Raw genomic sequence first — 19,092 nt, 5'->3', positions numbered from 1 at the left:
TTTATTCCCTTACCTTTAAAACACTCAATAAATCCATGGTTTTTAATTTCCTAAATACAATCAAATAGCTAATGCCCGCTGTGAATAAGGCAAGGAGGATGGAATAATAATATGTGGAAGGGTAGATCGTTGCAGGAATTCGGAAACCTTCTGTTTCATTACTATTCAAAATTAAATTTGCCACTTGGTATCCAAAGAGACACCCAATGGGAATGGCACATAAAATTTGCCATGATAATTCCCAAGCGATGATGGCAAAAACCTCTTTTAAAGTGAATCCTAAAATCCGCAAACTCCCTAATTCATAAATCCTTTCAGAAAGAGTGATCATTGCCGTATTGTAGATCACTCCTATGGAAATGATGACAGTAAAAATGAGGATGATCACCGAAGTAGATTGCATCGATCTTTGCATCACTTCTTGGAATCCTTTGAGAATGGCTGTTTTGGAAAAAAGACCAATCACTAAAGGATCATCTTTAAATTCTTTGATTAGCTCTATGTCTTTGTTTGGGTCAGTTTTTAATAGAGCAATATTGATGAGATTTCCTTCCTCCAAGATTCGATTTAAATTCTCTTTACTTGTGAAGACACCTTGTCCCAAGATTTCATTGGCTAGTGAGGTTACCTGTACAGAAAATTTCTTTTTTTCTCCATCAAGAGTTTCGATTTGAATGGTTTCTCCAATTTGGATATTCATTCGCTTTGCTAAATCTTGGTTTACCATGATACCAGAGATAGGAATTGGAATGGGTTTTAAGTCCTGGCCTAAGATTTTTCTTAGTTCTGACTGATCGGGAAGTCCTGTGAGGACGATATCTTTACTCTTCCTATCTTTAGTCATCTTGATTGGAATGGACCTTTGCCCTTCTGCAATAAAAACTCCATCCATCTCTTTTAGTTCAAATAAAACAGACTCATGGATGGGGTTACGAAATGTCAATGTCAGAGACTCACGTTGGATGATATTAAACTGCAAATCTAAAAGAGAACCAACTGTATCTTGGATGAAGTTTCCAATGATCATGATCATAATGGATGTGGATAATCCAAGAATCGTTAGGAGGGTCCGCATGGGTCTTTTGAATAAGTTTCTAAGGACCATCCTTTGGATGGTTTGCAGATCTGTGATCCATGATTCCCAAAATGCGATCGAATACTTTCCTGGTGGTGCAGGGCGCATGGCTTGTGCCGGATCTAATTTGATGATGCTGTATAAAGAAAAAAGAGTGCCAATCCCACCAATGAAGATTCCAAAGAAAAAACTAAAGAACATCAGAAGGGGTGGGAATACTGGAACGAGATGTGGAAACTTATAAAATTCTCCATATAGGTTTGTCATCGCAGTCCCAAGAAGATACCCAATGAAAATTCCAAGTAAACTGCTAATCGCTGTGATAAAACTAATTAACTTTAGATAATGGAAAACAATTTGGAATGCCGTGTATCCTAATGCGCGTAAGGTTGCAATTTGTTCTCTCTCTTTTGTGATGAGGCGATTCGAGATGATGTGTAATAAAAAGGCGGCGATGGCAAGAAAGATTCCAGGAAGGAATACTGCCGTTGTCCTCAGTTGTCGAAATTCATCGTTTAGAAAGGATTCGGAAGGTATAAATCTTCTTTCTTTGGCGCCAAGGCCACCGTATTCATCGAGGAGTAAATCTAAGTCGTGTAATGTTTTTTTTCGCTCTAATGGGTCTTTTGTGAGTTGGAAGATCACCTGATTGAAGGAAGATTCAAAATTAAAATTAGCTTCGATTGCCTCTCGTTTCATCCAAAAAATTCCGTAGTGTTTGTCATCCGGGAGTGGGTTCCCAGGCCGAAAGACATAAACATATTCTGGAGAGAGTCCAATCCCTGTTACCGTGAGAAGGACCCGTTTTCCACCAATGATCGTAGATAGTTCTGCTCCTGGTTCTAAATCATTTGCTTTGGCAAAACTTTCGCTGATCACCACTTCTTGGTTTTGTTTCGGTAGTGTTCCTTTGGTTAAATAGATGGTATTGATATGATCGGTTAATGACAAAAGCTGTGCTGCGGAAGGATACACTTCACTTGGAAAATCTAACACGATCTCTTTTGAAATCCTTGTTTCGAAATTGGTGATCCCGGGGAGGTCTGCAATTTTACGTTCCAAAAAATTAGGTGCCCGATTCAAATACACAAATCCATCACATAAACTTTGTTTGCTGTAAAATTGTTCCTTTGCTTGTAATAAAGAAAAGTAGGAGGACCACGAAGCTGAGAAATAACTGAGCCCTGCAGCGATGACAAGCCCAACAGTTAAACCTTGTAAGGAGATCGTTTTTAGATCTCGAAACAGTTTTAAATTGAGGGTGGAGCCGATCACCAACTCACCTCTGAGACTGATTTTTTGTGTTTGTTCTTTGCGTCAGAAACAATCGTTCCGTCTTTGACGAGGATGATGCGGTCTGCAATTTGAGCGATCGATTCATTATGAGTGATCACAACGGTTGTGGTTCCTAATTCTTGGTTGATCCCAGTGATTGCTTCTAATACAATCCTTCCAGTTTTAAAATCCAATGCTCCGGTTGGTTCATCGCATAACAAAAGTTCTGGTCTTTTGGCAATGGCACGTGCAATGGCAACACGTTGTTGTTCTCCACCGGAAAGTTGTGCTGGGAAGTGATCTTTTCTCTCACTTAATTTCACGAGTGTGAGAGCTTCGAGTGGTGACATGGAATTCTTTGAGAGATCAGTGACGAGTCTTACGTTCTCTTCTGCTGTCAAACTGGGAATTAAATTATAGAACTGAAAGACAAAACCAACATGGTTCCTTCGGTAGAGAGTAAGGCCTTCATCTGATTCGAGTGCTAACGTGTTTCCATGGAAAAGCACTTCCCCAGTGGTTGCCGTATCCAAACCTCCTAAGATATTAAGAAGGGTAGATTTGCCAGACCCGGAAGCTCCTAACATAACCACCAGTTCCCCTTCAAAAAAATCGACATTGACGGAATGAAGGGCAACGAGAGGTACTTCACCAACTTGGTATGTTTTTCCGAGGTTCTTGGTTTGGAGAAGTGGGGAAGGGTGTTTCATCTTATGTTTCCGGATGTTCTTAGAGAATCAATTGGTACAGATTACAATTTTGCAACAATCCTGTGAACAGAAAAAACGAATGGTGATGGGAGAAGGTGATTGATACTTATCAATCCAAATGGGAGATTTCGACGATTTTTATGTTGGAAACATTGCCGGAAATGATCTGGATATCCTTTTTGGGAACTCCATAATGTTTGGATAAAAGACCAACTAATTCCTGATTGGCTTTGCCTTTGATTGGCAATGATTTTAACTTTGCTATGCACTCCTTCTCGGATGTAAATTCCAGCCCTTGTGTCTTTTGGTTTGCTTTCACTTTGATGACTATTTTCATTTTTGACCTAATTCGTGAAACAGCCGATATATGGCAAAAAAATTGTTTCCAGATAAAAAGAATAGTATATCAAAGAAAAATCCTCAGTTTTGAAAATGAAATCATTTCGAATTGTTGAATCAAGTATGCGAAAGTACCAAATCCTAATTCTCTTTCCTATCCTACTCCTTCTCACGGATTGTGTCAAAAGTAAAGCAGACGCGGGTGTCCCAGATAGTGTTTTGTCTCTCCTTCTCGTAAGCTCATTACTCAATTCTGATTCCGGGCCGTGTACGGCAATAGAATCGATACAACCCAATTACATTGGTGCCTGGTCTCCCAATGGGAATGTATACCAATTTACCGAAATTCATCCAGTTACCTTAAATCGCAATCGCCCAATGGTACAAGTGGTACTTGAGAATACCGATTATGCATTTGGAGGATTGTTTCCTTTCTGGTACCTTGATCGGAATAATTATTACTCGGGTTTTTTGAATCGGGACTTAGCATCTTATATTGGTTATAACACTCATACTTCGATGCTTCCTTATGCAAAAGATACTACGTATGCAACTGATCCCGCTGTTTCCATCTCAAATACTCGAGAATTTTCTCAACCATTGGGTGTTGATTTCAATTTTGAATTTCCTTTCGATGTGAAAGCAACTTTTATCAATTCCTGTCGTGAAATGGACAATGATGAAGTTAATTTCCAAACCTCGGATGCCCTTAGTTCTATGAGTGGACTAAACCAAGCTTGGGCAAAAGAAAAGACTCTCGATGTAAATCTAATATTTGTGAATGGAAGTAATGGCTCATCTTATCCCATTCAATCGGAACAAGCTATCGAGGTAGCATTAAATAAATGGAGAGAAAATTTTTCACAATCATCAGTTAGAATCAAAATCAATGTATCAGTTACTTCCGCAGATTTATATGACTATGATATGATTTTCGATCTTGGAACAGACACTGGATACCCAGGTAGTTTAGGTGGATTGTTTAAAACAACAAGTTTCATCGGCAAACCGAACGCATTAAATGTATTCATCGTAAAAGAGGAACTCCAATACGGTGGCGTACTCGGTGTGTCAGGTGGAATTCCAGGACCTGCTACTCTTCTTGGAACTAGACAATCAGGGGTTGCCGTCTTCGTTGATTCCCATAGGTTATACTCTAATTCTGGAGATGTTTTAACATATGATGAACAATTATTACTCGGTGAAACCTTATCTCATGAAGCAGGGCACTTTTTAGGGCTTTGGCATGTCACAGAAGCGAATGGAGATTATGGATTTATCGCAGATAAAGATCCACTCAGGGACACACCCACCTGTCATTTTTCCAATGATATCAATTTAGATAGTATTGTCGATTTAAGTGAATGTTTGGGAGGAAGTGGAACAAATTCAGGTGGGAAAAATATGATGTTTTGGTCTGGAACAGTTGGTTTCACTCAAGGCGATATCACGGCGGAACAAGGATGGATTCTTAGATTGAATCCTTTGGTATATTAAATGAAACAATACTTATTACAATTCATCATTGCAACTCTTTGTGTTTTCTCGATTAACCCAATCGAAGCAAATGATTTAGATATCCAAAAATACCAAAGGATCAAAGAGATACTTTCTAATTCACACCACCAAGAAGAAAGTGAAGTCTACCAAGAAAGAATCAGTAAAGTGACAGACGTTCCCTTGCCATATTTGATTCAAATTGCCCAGTCCAAAGATAATTATGTTTTCATCAGAGCAAGAGCGATTCGATTATTGGAATTGTACCAGAACCAAACAAGCCAAAGTGCTCTTGAAACAACGATTGAGGATACTAACGAAAACACTCATCTTCGAAAACTTGCCATTCAAACTTATTCAAAGTTTTCCAAAATTGATACGAACAAACAAACTCAATTCATCAAGAAGTTTGAATCCGACAAAGAGTTAGGGCCTGTTACAAAGTTTTCCAAGAAGATAAAACAGAATCCGAAACACAATCAAATCGATCAAAAAAAATTAAAGCAAATGAATCGAAAATGATATTGATGCGTACAGCATTTTCAGCACCTAATATCGATTAGGAAGGGAAATCTGACTCTAAAATTCGACACTACACCCTCGTTTCCTGTCGAATTTGTCGAAATTTTATTCCAAATACAGCATAGAGGATCACTTCATAGAGATTGAAATGATTGGGGTGCTGCATTGATTCTAAGCGACTTTATCATGAGAATTCTTGTTTGCAATCGGAATCTTATTTAAGTTTGGTTCATTAGGTTGGTAATGATGGGATCTTTTCTTTGCATACTGTCCACGGTTTCAAATTTCCAAAGCCTCCAGAAAATCCAAAAAATGACCAGTAAAATAGTCGTAATACTATTTAATGACTGATAAAATGGTCAATAGATTGGTATTATAGGGTTTATGAAAATTACGAGAACCTATTCTAAGATGGCAAAGGAAGCATCTGTCTTGCTTGGAAAAGAAATCCAAGTTGCCAGAAAGGAAAAAGCATGGTCGGAACAAGTACTTGCAAATCGAATTGGAATTTCGCGAACCACTTTGCAAAAGATAGAAGCAGGGGATATGACAGTGGCCATTGGTTTGGTTTTCGAAGCAGCCGTGATCCTTGGCATTCCTATTTTTCTAGAAGAGAATCCATCCCTTTCCAATTCCATTCGGAACACAACAGACAAGTTGACTTTGTTACCAAAACGAATCCGTAACAAAACAAAGAAGGTGAAAGATGACTTCTAAAGAAGCCTATGTTTGGATTTGGTTAGAAGGCCAAGTGGATCCAATCGTCTGTGGAAGGATCGAAGAAGAGAATGGGTTTTATTATTTTAACTATGGACGAAGTTATCTAGAGAAGTCGAAAGAGAACTCCAAAACCTTTTCCATCTATGAACCAGAGTTACCACTCATAGAAGGACGATTGCCTCTCCTTCCCCAACTCAAGATGCCAAATGCCATTCGAGATGCATCACCAGATGCTTGGGGAAGGCGTGTCATACTCAATAAAATTTCTGGATCGAGTGCAAAAGAGAAAGATACCAATGATCTCAGTGAATTGTTATACCTCTTGGAATCAGGCTCCGATCGAATTGGTGCTCTCGATTTTCAAGAATCACCAACTGAGTACAAACCAAGACAGAATGCAAATGTATCCTTAGAAGACTTACTGAGGTCTTCAGAAAAAGTAGAGAAGGGCATTCCTCTTAGCCGTGAATTGGATATGGCTCTTTTGCATGGAACTTCTATTGGTGGTGCGAGACCAAAGGCACTTGTGGAAGAAAAAGAGTCCAAGTATGTAGCAAAGTTTTCTTCGACAGATGATTATTACCATGTCGTGAAGGCCGAATACATTGCCATGCGTCTTGCAAAACTTGTGGGAATCGATGTCGCTCCCGTCAAACTCGTTCGAGCGGCAAACAAAGATGTGCTCCTTATCAAACGATTTGATCGAGTCCGATTGAAACAAGGTTGGGGAAGAAAACGTGTTGTGTCTGCCTTAACACTCTTTGGTCTCGATGAGATGATGGCACGATACACAAGTTATGAAACTCTTTGTGAAATCATTCGCCATCGTTTTCAAAGTCCAAAAGAAACCTTGGAAGAGCTCTTCCAAAGACTAGTCTTCAACATCCTCTGTGGCAACACCGACGACCACGCAAGAAATCATGCTGCCTTTTGGGATGGAAATTCTCTAACGCTTACACCGGCCTACGATATTTGCCCACAAGCACGATCTGGGAACGAAGCATCCCAAGCTATGCTCATCTCAGGTGATGACAGAAGGAGTCGCATTGAGGTTTGTCTCAATGCTCGCGGTCAATTTCTACTTTCGAAACCCAAGGCCATGGAGATTGTGAAACACCAAATCCAAACCATTGAGAAAAAGTGGAAGTCTGTTTGCGACGAAGCTGAGTTAAGTCAGGTTGACAGGAATCTTTTTTGGAAACGACAGTTTTTGAATCCCTATTCGATGGAAGGTGTAAAGGGGTAGGAAACAGTAAAAATGAGTAGTTTAATATTGACTTTAAAACACTCATGAGTAGTTTAAAGTCAGCATGAAAAAACTCAGGTATCTGCACCCGTATTTAGAGGACGTTTTAAACCGAAAAATGTTGTTTATTGGCGGTCCCAGGCAAGTTGGTAAAACGACTCTTGCCTTGCAATACCTGAAACCACCATCCGTTAAAAATCCAGGTTATTTGAATTGGGACAGAAACAGTGACAAAGCTCTGATTTTAAAAGACCAACTTCCGCTGAGTCTAAGTAAAACGATCGTTTTGGATGAAATCCACAAATATAGTAAATGGCGAAATCTCATCAAAGGTTTATATGATAAACATTTTGAGGACAATCGGTTTATTGTTACAGGTTCGGCACGATTGGATACATTTCGGAAAGGTGGTGATTCTCTTCTTGGAAGGTATCGCTATTTTCGATTGCATCCTTTTTCCGTTTCGGAGATGAGTAAACATCCAAATCAATCAGACTTGGAGCTTCTTTTAAAGTTTGGCGGATTTCCTGAGCCATTATTTGCGCAGAATGAAAACGAACATCGAATCTGGCAGAATGACCGATTGGTGAAAGTTGCTTCGGAAGACATTCGCGATTTAGAAACGATAAAGGATATCTCTTCTCTATTGTTACTTGCGGAAATTTTGCCATCAAGAGTTGGATCGCCACTTTCTTTGAAAAGTGTAGGAGAAGATTTGTCTGTTTCGCAACCAACGGTAGAAAGATGGGTGGAAGCTCTCTCTTCCTTATACTATTGTTTCACGATTCTTCCCTATGGAACTCCCAAGATCAGGGCCGTCAAAAAACTAAAAAAACTATATATGTGGGATTGGTCGCAAGTAGAAGAAAGAGGATTTCGATTTGAGAATCTTGTCGCAAGTCATTTGCTAAAGTATTGTCATTTCATTACAGACACGCAAGGCTTTCCAATGGAAGTGAGATATTTACGTGATACGGATGGAAGAGAAATTGATTTTGTCGTTCTTAAAAATAAAGTTCCCATCTTTGCTGTTGAATGCAAAACAGGCGACAAGGCTTTGAGTCGCCACATTGAGTATTTTAAAGCTAGAACAAAGATACCTGAGTTTTACCAAGTCCACTTAGGAAAGAACGATTTTGGTTCAAATGCAAACGGAAGAGTCATTCCTTTTACAAAATTCTGTAAAGAACTTGGTTTGGTATGAAGTGGTGGGTTAGGTAAATTTTTAGAATATATTGATTTTTCAACTATTAAAGTTGGGGATAGACAACCATGCTTACCCCAAAATAGACTTCCAATCATTCTTAACTAAAGTCATTTCATTAAGTGGAACAGCTTTTTAATCATAATTTTTTAACTCAACATTAAATTGCATATTGTCATTCTTTCTTCATATAAGGTATAAAATAGAATCTGTTCCATTTTGATTTCGGCCATAAATTTTAAAAGCTAGATTGCTTATCCAATTCACCTTGAGTTGTCTTTAATTAACAGTACAGCGTTTACACCATCTAGCAATGAAATACGAATCCTTTATAAGTACAAAATTCGACAATACACCCTCGTTTCCTGTCGAATTTGTCGAAATTGTCGAATTTTGATTCCAAATACAGCACAGTAGATCACTTCATAGGGATTGAATTTCCCTGGGTGCTGCATTGGTTTTAAGCGACTTTATCATGCGAATTCATGTTTGAGATCGGAATCTTATTTAAGTTTGGTTCATTAGGTTGGTAATAATGGGATCTTTTGTTTTTTGAGTTGAGATTCCTTGGATAAGGCATTGTTTCCAAGGGAGGAATAAAGGATCTTAAGTATTCTTGCAAATACCCTCTTTTGTGGATCCAGTGCAACATACATATGACTCGGTGGAATAACTCAGAATTGGTCTCTGTTTCAGGGAATCTTCGATAAATCCTTTTGATGATACGTTTACTCAAATCGTGATTTGGTTCTGATACAAATCCAAAGGAGGATAAATCCCAATCCAGTTTATCCAGTTCTTTGCCATGCTCTGGTGATTCTTCTCGTCCGCAATATTCAAAGTATTTTACTCCATCCTCTTTTAACTTAGAGAACCATAGTTTATTCGCCTTTCTTTTGGGACCCCTTAGCTTTGGTGGATTGAACAATGTATTAGCTAAATTTTCCTTTAATTTTCTTTTAAAACGTCTGATGTGTCCTTTCGGAATGAATACATAACCATGCAGGTGAGGGTTGTATTGTCCATCAATTGCATTGCCTTCAAAGGTCGTGATTGGTAGTTCTAATCCTTTGATATGATTCTTATATATAGAGTAGTTCATCTGTTTTAGTGTTTTTCGAAGAGCCTCTTTTAACTCCTTCATATCAGCTTCTTTATCACCTCTCGTTAATGTGAAAACATATCCAGTGTATCCACGTTTGCTATATACCTCATGGTTCTTCTTGTTGTATTTTATTAGGCAATTCCATGTTGTTCGATTCGTGACTCGTTTCACGTCTTTTATGTTCATCGATTCTTTTCCGTATTCTAGTTGAAGTTTCTTCCATTTCGCTTCACAGATTCTCTTTAGGTTTCTATTCTTTAACCTTTGTTTGGTTTTATTGTCCGGGCATGCCTCGACCATATACTTTTTTCTCCTTCTTCAAAAATTCGAAAGCCCGACAACAGATCACAAGGACTTTGGGTCATCGCACTTTCTGGGGTTTTCAAAAGGAGTTCGTTTGGACGCCAAGTGAGAACCTTGACTTTATCCTAGCGAATAATCGGATATCGGAGAACCGATATCGCATATTTTTGTAATTTTTTTCATTTTTGCTGTACGAAAAAAAATTCACGAAATTCGAATTGTGAAGTTCAAAAAATGAGGTCTTAAAAATTTGGTAATTGTAATTATTATAATATACTGATGTGATTTAACCCCACTCTGCTGCATTTGATGCATTAAGTGATGGAATTGTATGGATGGATTTTTTTATTTCCGGGGTTCTTCCGAGTATTTACTCGGAGAAACCCCCACTTACACAAACGCGAATTATGTGCTGCAATTGCTGCAACCATATAAGATAACCTGAAAGAGTATCAGGAAATCTAACAAAAGAGAGTCTATCTAAAGGCTTGGATCCTCTAATTCCTCATTCATTTGGGAAGTGGAGGTTTTCTCTTCATAACTTAACTGGGGTAAAATCGTTTTCATTCGAATGGATTCTTGAATATCCGTTTTAACTTGTTCAAGAGCCTGTTTGAATTTTGGATCATTCTTTGACCATTGTGTTATGATCGTATGATTCTTTTTCAGTTCTTTTGCCGTTTCACGGTAACTATATCCACTTTTGATTAAGACCAAAGCGGTTTGTTTTTCGGCTGATAAACCGGGGTAGGGGTTCCCGAAAATATCATTTCTATTGTGCAATGCCTGCATGAGATTCATCACAGATTTTTGAATTTGATCCGTGGTCAGGTAACTTTCTTGTTTGGTAGCTAATTGATTTTGCAAATCGATTCTCCTTAATTGAATTCCCTTGATTTTACAAAGTTTTCGGATATCGGAGAACCCCATTTTGCGATTTATCGATATTTCATAAAAAAAATTTCAAAAAATCGAAAAATTTTCAGATTTTTAATTCCTACCCATTCGAGTGAAAATATCGTTATTTTTACCAAAATCGGAATCGATTGGGTATTGTTTTCAAAAATTTTTAGATTTTTTGAGTTAAGGTGCTGATGGAATCTATAGAAAATTCTTTAAAAAATTTTTCTAAACGAAAGTTACGTTTTACAGAAATAATCGGCAGGTTAAAAAACTTTTCTTACGAATCATGATTCTAAAGTAAGCTCGAGCACATGGACCATCAAACACTAGAAGCATATGATCGACTGACTGATAAGTATCTCGATAGGCAAGAAAGTTTCACTCATTGTTATTTTTCGGAACTAGAATTTTTACTCAAAGATTTCCCTCAGTCGGGAACCAATGTTTTAGATATTGGGTGTGGTTCAGGTAAATTCATAGAGCATTTCAACAATCTAGGTTTGAAGGCAACTGGAATTGAACCTATCATAAAAATGATAGAGCAGGTTGAGAAACGGTATCCGAATCGATCTGATTGGGTCCTATTAGGTAGCCTTCCCGATTCCCAGCCAGTAATAACTTCCTAATTTCTACATCAGACATGTTTCCACTCGATTTTCCTTTATATAAAACATCTAAAGAAGATTTCGCTTTTTCTTATTCTACAAGGGTGATTCATTTTTAATTTTTATATATATCCCTATTTCAAATAGAGATATATCATTTCAAAATTTTCCAGAAATATAGGTGGGCAGATGAATTTACTTAGACTTCAATTAATTATACTCTTAAGCAATGTTATTTAATTTCAAATACTATCTAATATGAGGCAATATGCAACTCGTATTGAATCTTGTTTTATCTACTCGAAATGTTAAGTGGAGAATCAAATAAAAATCTACTCCAAATATAACAGAGAGTAAAAAGATTCCATTGTTCTGCAGCTCGTCTCATCTCTTCAACACGTTGTCTTTCGAGGAATGGATTTTTTGTATCTGCATTTACTTCTCGTCTCCATTTCGGAGTTGTATGTAATATTCCTCTTTTCCTTCTAACATTCACTTTATCTATTGGATTACGAATAGGGGCGGCAATCTTCACAAATTCGTTTTGCCAATGATTGATCTGATTCTTTAATTCAAAAATATTCAACTTCTCATAAATCTTTTTCATAGAAGCTTTTATCGTTTTCGAAATATCTTTTCTAGCCAGTATCCTTCGGTAAGGTGATTTTGCTTCGTCATACTTTCGTATTGCTTTAGAGCCAATCCTATGTTTCTCCTTCAAGATCATCACTGGTAAAAAGTAATTATTGTAAGTATTCAAATCTTGGTAGAGCGATCTGACAATATCTGCTTGGATTTGATTTTCAATGCGCAAATATCCAGTATTCCTTCTTACAACACTGTAATTCTTTTGTTCAATATGTGGGTTATCATTCTTTTTATATGGTCTTCCACGAGTGAATTGGATATCGTTCCTTTCTGCGTACGTAAGGATTGTTTGATTAATAAATTCAGCTCCGTTATCGGAATGGATTCCCAAAAGTGGGAAGGGTAATATTTTTTTCAGTTTTATTAATGCTTTTAGCATCTGGAATTGAGTTTTATCTTTCACAAGTATACAAACAGTCCATCCCGTACAAACATCTGTTGCGGCAAGAGTTGAATAAAATCCTCCAAATACATTTCCACCATTATGGGCAACTAGATCGATTTGTACAAAGCCAGGTAGAGAACTTTTCCATTCTCCGAACGTTTTGATTGGGATCCGATCGATAAGGTATTTAGGTTGTTTCGTCGTAGAGGTGCCTTTGCGACCAAGTTTTTTCCTGGCAGGTTTCAATAAGCGATCCACAGAAGCAGAACTGATGGAGAGAAGTTTGTCCTTGGTTATTTTATCAATTTTAAATACTTTGAACTGTTCGAGTTTGGCTAAAACGTCAGGCATTGCCATCACGAGTCTTTTCCCACAAATTCTATCCAGGATCTCCCAGATCTTCTCTAAATAGAATCTGACGTCATCATCATAGCTTGATAGACGCTTCTTTCTTGGTCTCAGTTTAACGACATTGTCTTTTTTCTTTCTAAGGACGGTTCTGGCATAGGATCGATTGAATCCAGTAGCTTCAACGAACTGATCGAGAATTAGGCTTTTTTCTTTTTTCGAAGCCCAAAGGTATTTCTCTTTGAACACTTGAACCAACATAGAACGCACCATCTTCGATTGCTTCATGGACATCACCTGCACATGAGTGAATCGTTTCCTTATCTAATTTGGAGTAGATTTTAAGATGATGCAACGACTAGTGTTTCGAGTAGATTATTACGTGATGCAGTGAGCAACTTCCGAGAATGTATATTATGTCGCATAACAGTTGCTAGATGACTGAGTGCACTCGTACATCCTTTACATCTTTGTCTCAATACATGCTTTACATAAAGATGCATTGAAATCCTGATTCAGACGTTAATGAGGATGGCATTGGGTTTTTAAATTGCAACAACTTTCCCGTATACAAGTCGATCACACCAAGGCTTACCCCATAAAAATGAATCTTTACATGTCTGTCTGAAATTTCCTCTAATCCAACTTCCTCATCCGCTAATGCGGAAGATAGAAAGATCCGATGGCCTTCCAAATGAAGATTCCATATCTCATTGACTTCTTCAATCATGATGTTTGTTGGATAAGACGCTTTTAGAATCCGTTTTGGAAACTTCCTTGGCGACTTTAGATAATGGTCAGCAGGAAATGAATTTTGAATTCCTTCGTGTGGTCTTAGATAGTTGAATTCTTTTTGGAAGTCTCGAAATGCTTTTTGTTGTGTCTCTAAACTAGATCTTGGAGGCAAAGCTGTTTCTTCTTTTAAGGTTTTATGCATTCTTTCATGCCGACCATTTTGTTGTGGTTTGTCTGGTTCAATCCGCTCCAACTTGATTCCCAGTTTGATCCACCAAACAGAAAGTTTACTAAGGCCAGCAAGTGCATTCGAAGCGAATGGCGGACCGTTATCAGTTCGAATGGCAAGTGGCATTCCATACTCCTTAAATAACTTCGTAAATTCATTGATTACATTGGTCGTATCTGCCTTCGGAACAATCTCACAACAAAGTAAAAATCGACTATAGGCATCTGTAACAGTTAAAGGTGTACATCTTTCACCATCCCCAACAGTGAAGTGGCCTTTAAAATCAGCACACCAAATATCATTGGGCCTGAGTGCATGTGAAAATGGTTGTTCAATGGATTGTTTACGGATCCTTCTTTTGGGAGGTTTGATGAGGTTGTTTTGTTTGAGAATACGACCAACAGTACTTGGATGTGGCCATTTTTTAATCATATGAAATCGAGCCGAAAGTGATGCTAGGAGTTTCCTTGCTCCCCACCTGGGATGGTCTTTTCTCTCTTGTAAGATGAGTTCAATGATTTTCTTTCGAGTTTGGTGTGGATGGTGTTTCGGTCTTCGACTTTTGTCTTTTAACCCATCGATCCCATAACGCTCATATTGTTCTAAGTATTTATACCCTGTCACTCGACTGATATTGAATTCATGACAAAGGTCAGTGAGTGACCACCCGCCACGTTTCCAAGCGACAACAAATTTCATTCTTTCTTCAAACACGTTTGTCTCCTTCCAAGTCATGACACACTCCTGATGTGTACATCGTGTTCTGAATCGAAGAATTAGATTCTTGTTCGTAAAGTATGTTGTGAGATCAATTTGTAAGGGATGAAACTAATACGTACCTGTTATGCAGAAAGGCACATCGGTAACGCTTTAGATCACTCACATGGGTTACACTCTTTTCTTAAAGTAAAAGTCCTACATGATGTTTCAAAAATAGAAATTATTCAAAACTAACCACTTCTCTTTCTTACTTTGCCATGAGATACTCATATAATTTATCTTCAACGGGATGACTTAGATGAAATACTAACCTAACAATTGGAACTTGTTTACCGTCATCATCTGCGATCGTCAACTCCTCAAAACTTTCTTCGATAGGTTCGCAATCGCCCATAAAGTAAAATTCGCGTCCATCAATATCATCTTTCTTTTTGATAAATAATGGAATTCTTAATTTATGTGTTTTGAAATTTTCAATTACCGTAACATCAGGACTATTTCGAGTTCTTTTGTTCTTAGACATCCATTGTAGTCTTTGATTATCTAAAAAAATATCTTCATATTTTGTGGCATCCGGAATATCCTCACCTTTGTGATAAGTTACAAAAACTGGGCAATTTGATTTATCCTTTGAAATTACGTAACCACCTACATTCTGTGGATTTGGATTACTCTCCCAGTTTAGAATTCGATGTACATCCTTCCGAGAATACTTTCGATATAAAGTAAAACCATCAATAAAGCTTTCAGATTTATAATAGAATCCATAAACTTTTTTAGCTAGAGATATTGTATCTAACAGATGTAATTTAAAAATCGAATTTTCTAAATCATCGATAAATATTTGAATTAGTTGAATATTATTGCCAATTGATGAAAGTATTGCGTTTTTATATTCTTTATCACCGACAAAATTAAAATTCAAATTGCTGATGCATGATTTAATTATATGCTCATTAATTTCATATCCGTAAGCTGCTTTCATCTTCTCTCGAAATTGACCATAACTCAAGGAACCATGTTCTAGAAGTAACTCCAAAAGAATCGTTTCTTCAATTCTTTTCGAATTATTGATCTCTTTTGAAAAAAGTTCAAGTAGCTTAATTTGCCTCTCACTCAATGTTGTATCTTTAAAATCATTATCATAAGTTGATAAGAAATTATAAAAACATCCATATCGAGTGATATATGAATATGGATCCCTACTTCCTTGTTCCCAAAAGTCACATAGGTTTGGAATTTTACCAATTTTAAATTTCAATATTTGATAATCGTTAAGTAGATCTTTGTGTAATGAGAAATTTTTTTCCGATATTGCGTCATAGATCCTATCTTTTGAAATTTTATCAAAATTTATAGTCGATGATCCAGGAATTATTTCACTCCCAGAAAGTAACAGTTTTCGCAAATTGTCTTTATTGTAAGATACATCACCAAATAACGCAATTGGAATCATATAATTATTTGCATAATTGCCTATAAAATCGATTACGGTTAAATATTCCTTGCTTTCTGTCTTACGTAAACCACGTCCCAATTGCTGCACGAATACGATTGCAGATTGAGTGGGTCTAAGCATTATGATTTGATTTACTTTCGGTATATCGATCCCTTCATTAAAAATATCGACAGAAAAAATATAATCTAGTTTGTTTTGTGAATTTACCTCTTCTTCAAGATTTTTTATACACTGATGACGGAAGCTTTCTGAGTCTTCGCCTGTTAAAGCTACGGTTTTAAAACCTCTATCATTAAATTTTTTAGACAATTCTTTAGCTTCGTCTATTCTGGAACAAAATATTAATCCCCTGACGACTCCATTGTCAGTTCCATATAGTTTCGAAGTTTCGATTAATCGATTCACACGTTCTTCAGCAATCAAAAGATTAAAATTTGTCTTATCTTCAACTCTTTCCCCATTTATTTCTAAATCGCTGACACCATAGTAATGAAACGGTGCAAGCATTTCTTGTTCTAATGCTTGTTGCAAACGAATTTCATAAGCAATGTTGTGATCAAAGAGAGAAAAGATATTGATACCGTCGGTTCTTTCCGGAGTAGCTGTCATACCCAAAAGGAATTTTGGTTTAAAGTAATCCATTACCTTTTGGTAAGAAACAGCCTCGGCATGATGGGTCTCATCAATGACTATATAATCAAAATGATCTGTTGAAAATTGTTTTAGGTGCTCGTCTTTCGAAATCGTTTGGATTGTTGCAAAAATAAAATCTGCATCTTTATTTTTGTTACCACCTGAATATAAGTCTGAATTTATTTTGGGCATCAAACTCTTGAATGTTTCCATTGCCTTTTTTGCAATATTCGTTCGATGGACTATGAACATGAATTTTTTGGGTTCATACTCTTGAACATCAAAAGCTGATAGAAATGTCTTACCAGTGCCAGTTGCAGACACAATCAATGCCTTCGTTTTTCCTTCTGCTCTAAGTGCTCTTAATTTTTGCAATGCTTCAGCTTGGATTAGATTTGGCTTGAATTCTTTGATTTGAATTGTTTCAATTTCTTTGAGCCTATCAAGAGAATAGTATCTTTGTTTGGTATAAATTTTGTTATACTCGTTAATCCAGGAAGAATCCACAGGAATTGCATGATCAAACTCTGAATGGAATTCTTTTAAGGAAAGTTTTGCCAATTCACTTTCAGTTCCTGCACTAACCTTTAAATTCCACTCTTTATTTGTAGATAAAGCATTTGCTGTTAGATTACTACTACCAATGATAACATCCAATATATTACCATGGTTGAAAAAATAGCCTTTTGAATGTAGATTTCCTTCAGTGGCAATTCTTAGTTCAATGTTATCAAAAATCAAAAGACGCTTCAATGCCTCAGGATGCGTAAAATTAAGGTATTGAGAAACTAATATTTTACCCTTAATTTTCCTCTCTTTCAATTCAAGTAAAGAATTCATAATACAAGCAACTCCGCTTGTTGTAGCAAATGCTGTAGAAATCCAAAATTCCTTGCAGTTCCTTAGTTCTTGAGTCAATTTAGAAAGCACTTTTTTCTTTGTAGTTCTATCATTGACCAAAAGTTGCGGCCTATATTGTGCAAGAGATGTTTCATATTCATTGATGAAACCAGTCTTAAGGCTTTTCTGCAGTTCTTCTAAACTTGAATTCATAAACTTTCTAATTTTGAGACAATTGGTTTATCTGCTGCCGCCCAATCCAAATGGGAGAGTTTGTCCTTAGGTAGCCAGAGAAAATCCTGGTGTTCAGTTAAGGTTAAATCTTTTGAGAATGTATTGCATAAAAAAGTATCCATTGTTAAATGAAAATCCGGATAAACATGAGAAACAGTCATCAAAAAGGTGCTGATCATTATCTCCATTTTTAATTCTTCTTGAATCTCACGTTTGATTGCATCTTCCTTTGTTTCCTCCGGCTCCACTTTGCCGCCAGGAAACTCCCACTTATTTGCAATATAATCATACTTTGCTGGACCGCGTCTTACACATAAATACAAATCATTATGCTGAATTACAGCTGCTACTACTGAAATTTTTTTCATAGATTTTATAATCTCGATATTCTATTTTCTAACTTAATCACAATTGTCTTATATCTCTTTACAAGACCAATATTTTTTATTTAATTTTGTTATTTGCCCATTCGCGAATGATGATACCCAATATATTTTATAGAAGATCTCTAATTAATACATATCTACATTTAGGTAATTCCATAAACATTACGTATTTTCAACAATAACTGCATCTAATCACATATTTTATAGCCTGATTACGTTTTTTCGGACACTTTTCTAATTCAATTTAACTCAAATTTTTCAGGACTCACATAACCTAGAAAAGAATGTGATCTCTGTCGATTATAAAATAGTTCAATGTATTCAAAGAGATTGCTTTTGGCATCTTTTAGATTTTGAAATACATTGAATTCGATTTCTCTCTTTAAAGTAGAAAAGAAGGATTCTGCCACAGCATTATCCCAACAATTTCCCTTACGGCTGTTACTTCTCCTGATTCGATTGTTTGCTAATACTTTGCGAACATCTCCAGAACAATAATTAGATCCTCTATCAGAATGAAAGATCAATCCTTTACTTGGATTTCTTGTTTCTATGGCTGAATGAATTGCTCCAACTATTAGTTCAGAATCATTCTTTATACTGATTTTCCAACTAACAACTTTCCTGGAATATAAATCAAGAATCACACACAGATACAACCAACCAGAGAAACATTTAATAAAAGTTACATCGGATACCCAAACTTGATTCTTTGATTCAACCTTAAACTTTCGCTGAACTAAATCTGGAGCAATCCGCTTTGAATGTTTAGAGTCAGTTGTACTGATTCTAAATTTCTTGTCCTGTTTTCCCTGAATTCCCAATAAATTCATGGCTTTTTTGACTTTCCTTGCTCCGCATTCGAAGGAAGATTCCTTAACATCTTTGAGGATTCTAATCAATCCATAACTCTTCTTGCTTGATTTCCAGGAATGCTTTACAAAGTCGATGAAAGCAATTTCAAGATTCCC

At 36.7% G+C, this 19,092-nt stretch carries 16 protein-coding genes; 6 read left to right on the top strand and 10 right to left on the bottom strand.

What is annotated here, in order from left to right; all coding sequences use genetic code 11:
- Position 1: 1 nt before the first annotated feature.
- The 3 genes from EHQ59_RS00155 to EHQ59_RS00145 form a co-directional block, all read right to left on the bottom strand.
- Complete coding sequence (locus EHQ59_RS00155; protein ID WP_244245296.1) at positions 2-2,350, bottom strand: ABC transporter permease; 2,349 nt, start codon at positions 2,348-2,350, stop codon at positions 2-4.
- Entirely contained in the window at positions 2,347-3,060 is a 714-nt protein-coding gene (locus EHQ59_RS00150) for an ABC transporter ATP-binding protein (protein ID WP_135617163.1), read from the bottom strand. Before EHQ59_RS00150 ends, EHQ59_RS00155 begins: the two co-directional genes overlap by 4 nt.
- A gap of 109 nt (positions 3,061-3,169) precedes the next feature.
- Positions 3,170-3,397 (bottom strand): DUF167 domain-containing protein, encoded by a 228-nt coding sequence (locus tag EHQ59_RS00145; RefSeq protein WP_135617162.1) that lies wholly within the window; start codon positions 3,395-3,397, stop codon positions 3,170-3,172.
- Between the two features lie 125 nt (positions 3,398-3,522).
- On the opposite strand from EHQ59_RS00145, the gene EHQ59_RS00140 reads away from it, so the two are divergent.
- From EHQ59_RS00140 to EHQ59_RS00120, 5 genes are all read left to right on the top strand, one after another.
- Positions 3,523-4,896: a M43 family zinc metalloprotease gene (locus tag EHQ59_RS00140; protein ID WP_135617161.1), complete on the top strand. Its 1,374-nt coding sequence runs from the start codon at positions 3,523-3,525 to the stop codon at positions 4,894-4,896.
- Positions 4,897-5,418 (top strand): HEAT repeat domain-containing protein, encoded by a 522-nt coding sequence (locus tag EHQ59_RS00135; protein WP_135617160.1) that lies wholly within the window; start codon positions 4,897-4,899, stop codon positions 5,416-5,418. It abuts the gene before it with no gap.
- Positions 5,419-5,802: 384 nt separating this feature from the next.
- Positions 5,803-6,135, top strand: a complete 333-nt coding sequence (locus EHQ59_RS00130; protein WP_135617159.1) for a helix-turn-helix transcriptional regulator — start codon at positions 5,803-5,805, stop codon at positions 6,133-6,135.
- On the top strand, positions 6,125-7,384 hold the full coding sequence (locus tag EHQ59_RS00125) for a type II toxin-antitoxin system HipA family toxin (protein WP_135617158.1): 1,260 nt from the start codon (positions 6,125-6,127) through the stop codon (positions 7,382-7,384). Before EHQ59_RS00130 ends, EHQ59_RS00125 begins: the two co-directional genes overlap by 11 nt.
- Positions 7,385-7,448: 64 nt before the next feature.
- On the top strand, positions 7,449-8,588 hold the full coding sequence (locus EHQ59_RS00120; protein WP_244245295.1) for an ATP-binding protein: 1,140 nt from the start codon (positions 7,449-7,451) through the stop codon (positions 8,586-8,588).
- 460 nt (positions 8,589-9,048) lie between these two features.
- Here EHQ59_RS00120 and EHQ59_RS00115 read toward each other — a convergent pair whose 3' ends face one another.
- A complete protein-coding gene (locus EHQ59_RS00115; protein WP_244245294.1) occupies positions 9,049-9,879 on the bottom strand; it encodes a protein rep in 831 nt (276 codons plus the stop codon).
- A gap of 597 nt (positions 9,880-10,476) precedes the next feature.
- On the bottom strand, positions 10,477-10,863 hold the full coding sequence (locus EHQ59_RS00110) for a hypothetical protein (protein WP_135617156.1): 387 nt from the start codon (positions 10,861-10,863) through the stop codon (positions 10,477-10,479).
- Positions 10,864-11,210: 347 nt separating this feature from the next.
- Between EHQ59_RS00110 and EHQ59_RS00105 the strand changes: the two genes are divergently transcribed.
- Positions 11,211-11,525 (top strand): class I SAM-dependent methyltransferase, encoded by a 315-nt coding sequence (locus EHQ59_RS00105; protein ID WP_135617155.1) that lies wholly within the window; start codon positions 11,211-11,213, stop codon positions 11,523-11,525.
- 271 nt (positions 11,526-11,796) lie between these two features.
- Here the strand turns inward: EHQ59_RS00105 and EHQ59_RS00100 are convergent, their stop codons facing one another.
- From EHQ59_RS00100 to EHQ59_RS00080, 5 genes are all read right to left on the bottom strand, one after another.
- Entirely contained in the window at positions 11,797-13,179 is a 1,383-nt protein-coding gene (locus EHQ59_RS00100; RefSeq protein ID WP_244245293.1) for an integrase catalytic domain-containing protein, read from the bottom strand.
- 193 nt (positions 13,180-13,372) lie between these two features.
- The gene (locus EHQ59_RS00095; protein WP_135617154.1) at positions 13,373-14,584 is read right to left on the bottom strand and encodes an IS481 family transposase; all 1,212 of its coding nucleotides are present in this window, start codon (positions 14,582-14,584) and stop codon (positions 13,373-13,375) included.
- Positions 14,585-14,816: 232 nt separating this feature from the next.
- A complete protein-coding gene (locus tag EHQ59_RS00090) occupies positions 14,817-17,714 on the bottom strand; it encodes a DEAD/DEAH box helicase (RefSeq protein ID WP_135617153.1) in 2,898 nt (965 codons plus the stop codon).
- Complete coding sequence (locus EHQ59_RS00085) at positions 17,711-18,103, bottom strand: (deoxy)nucleoside triphosphate pyrophosphohydrolase (RefSeq protein ID WP_135617152.1); 393 nt, start codon at positions 18,101-18,103, stop codon at positions 17,711-17,713. Before EHQ59_RS00085 ends, EHQ59_RS00090 begins: the two co-directional genes overlap by 4 nt.
- Before the next feature lie 257 nt (positions 18,104-18,360).
- Positions 18,361-19,092 (bottom strand): IS3 family transposase (locus EHQ59_RS00080; protein ID WP_135617151.1); only part of this gene is annotated, 732 nt, incomplete at its 5' end.

The sequence above is a fragment of the Leptospira kemamanensis genome (assembly GCF_004769665.1).
In the GTDB taxonomy this organism is placed as follows: Bacteria; Spirochaetota; Leptospiria; order Leptospirales; family Leptospiraceae; genus Leptospira_A; species Leptospira_A kemamanensis.
This window is presented reverse-complemented; position numbering and strand designations above follow the sequence as displayed.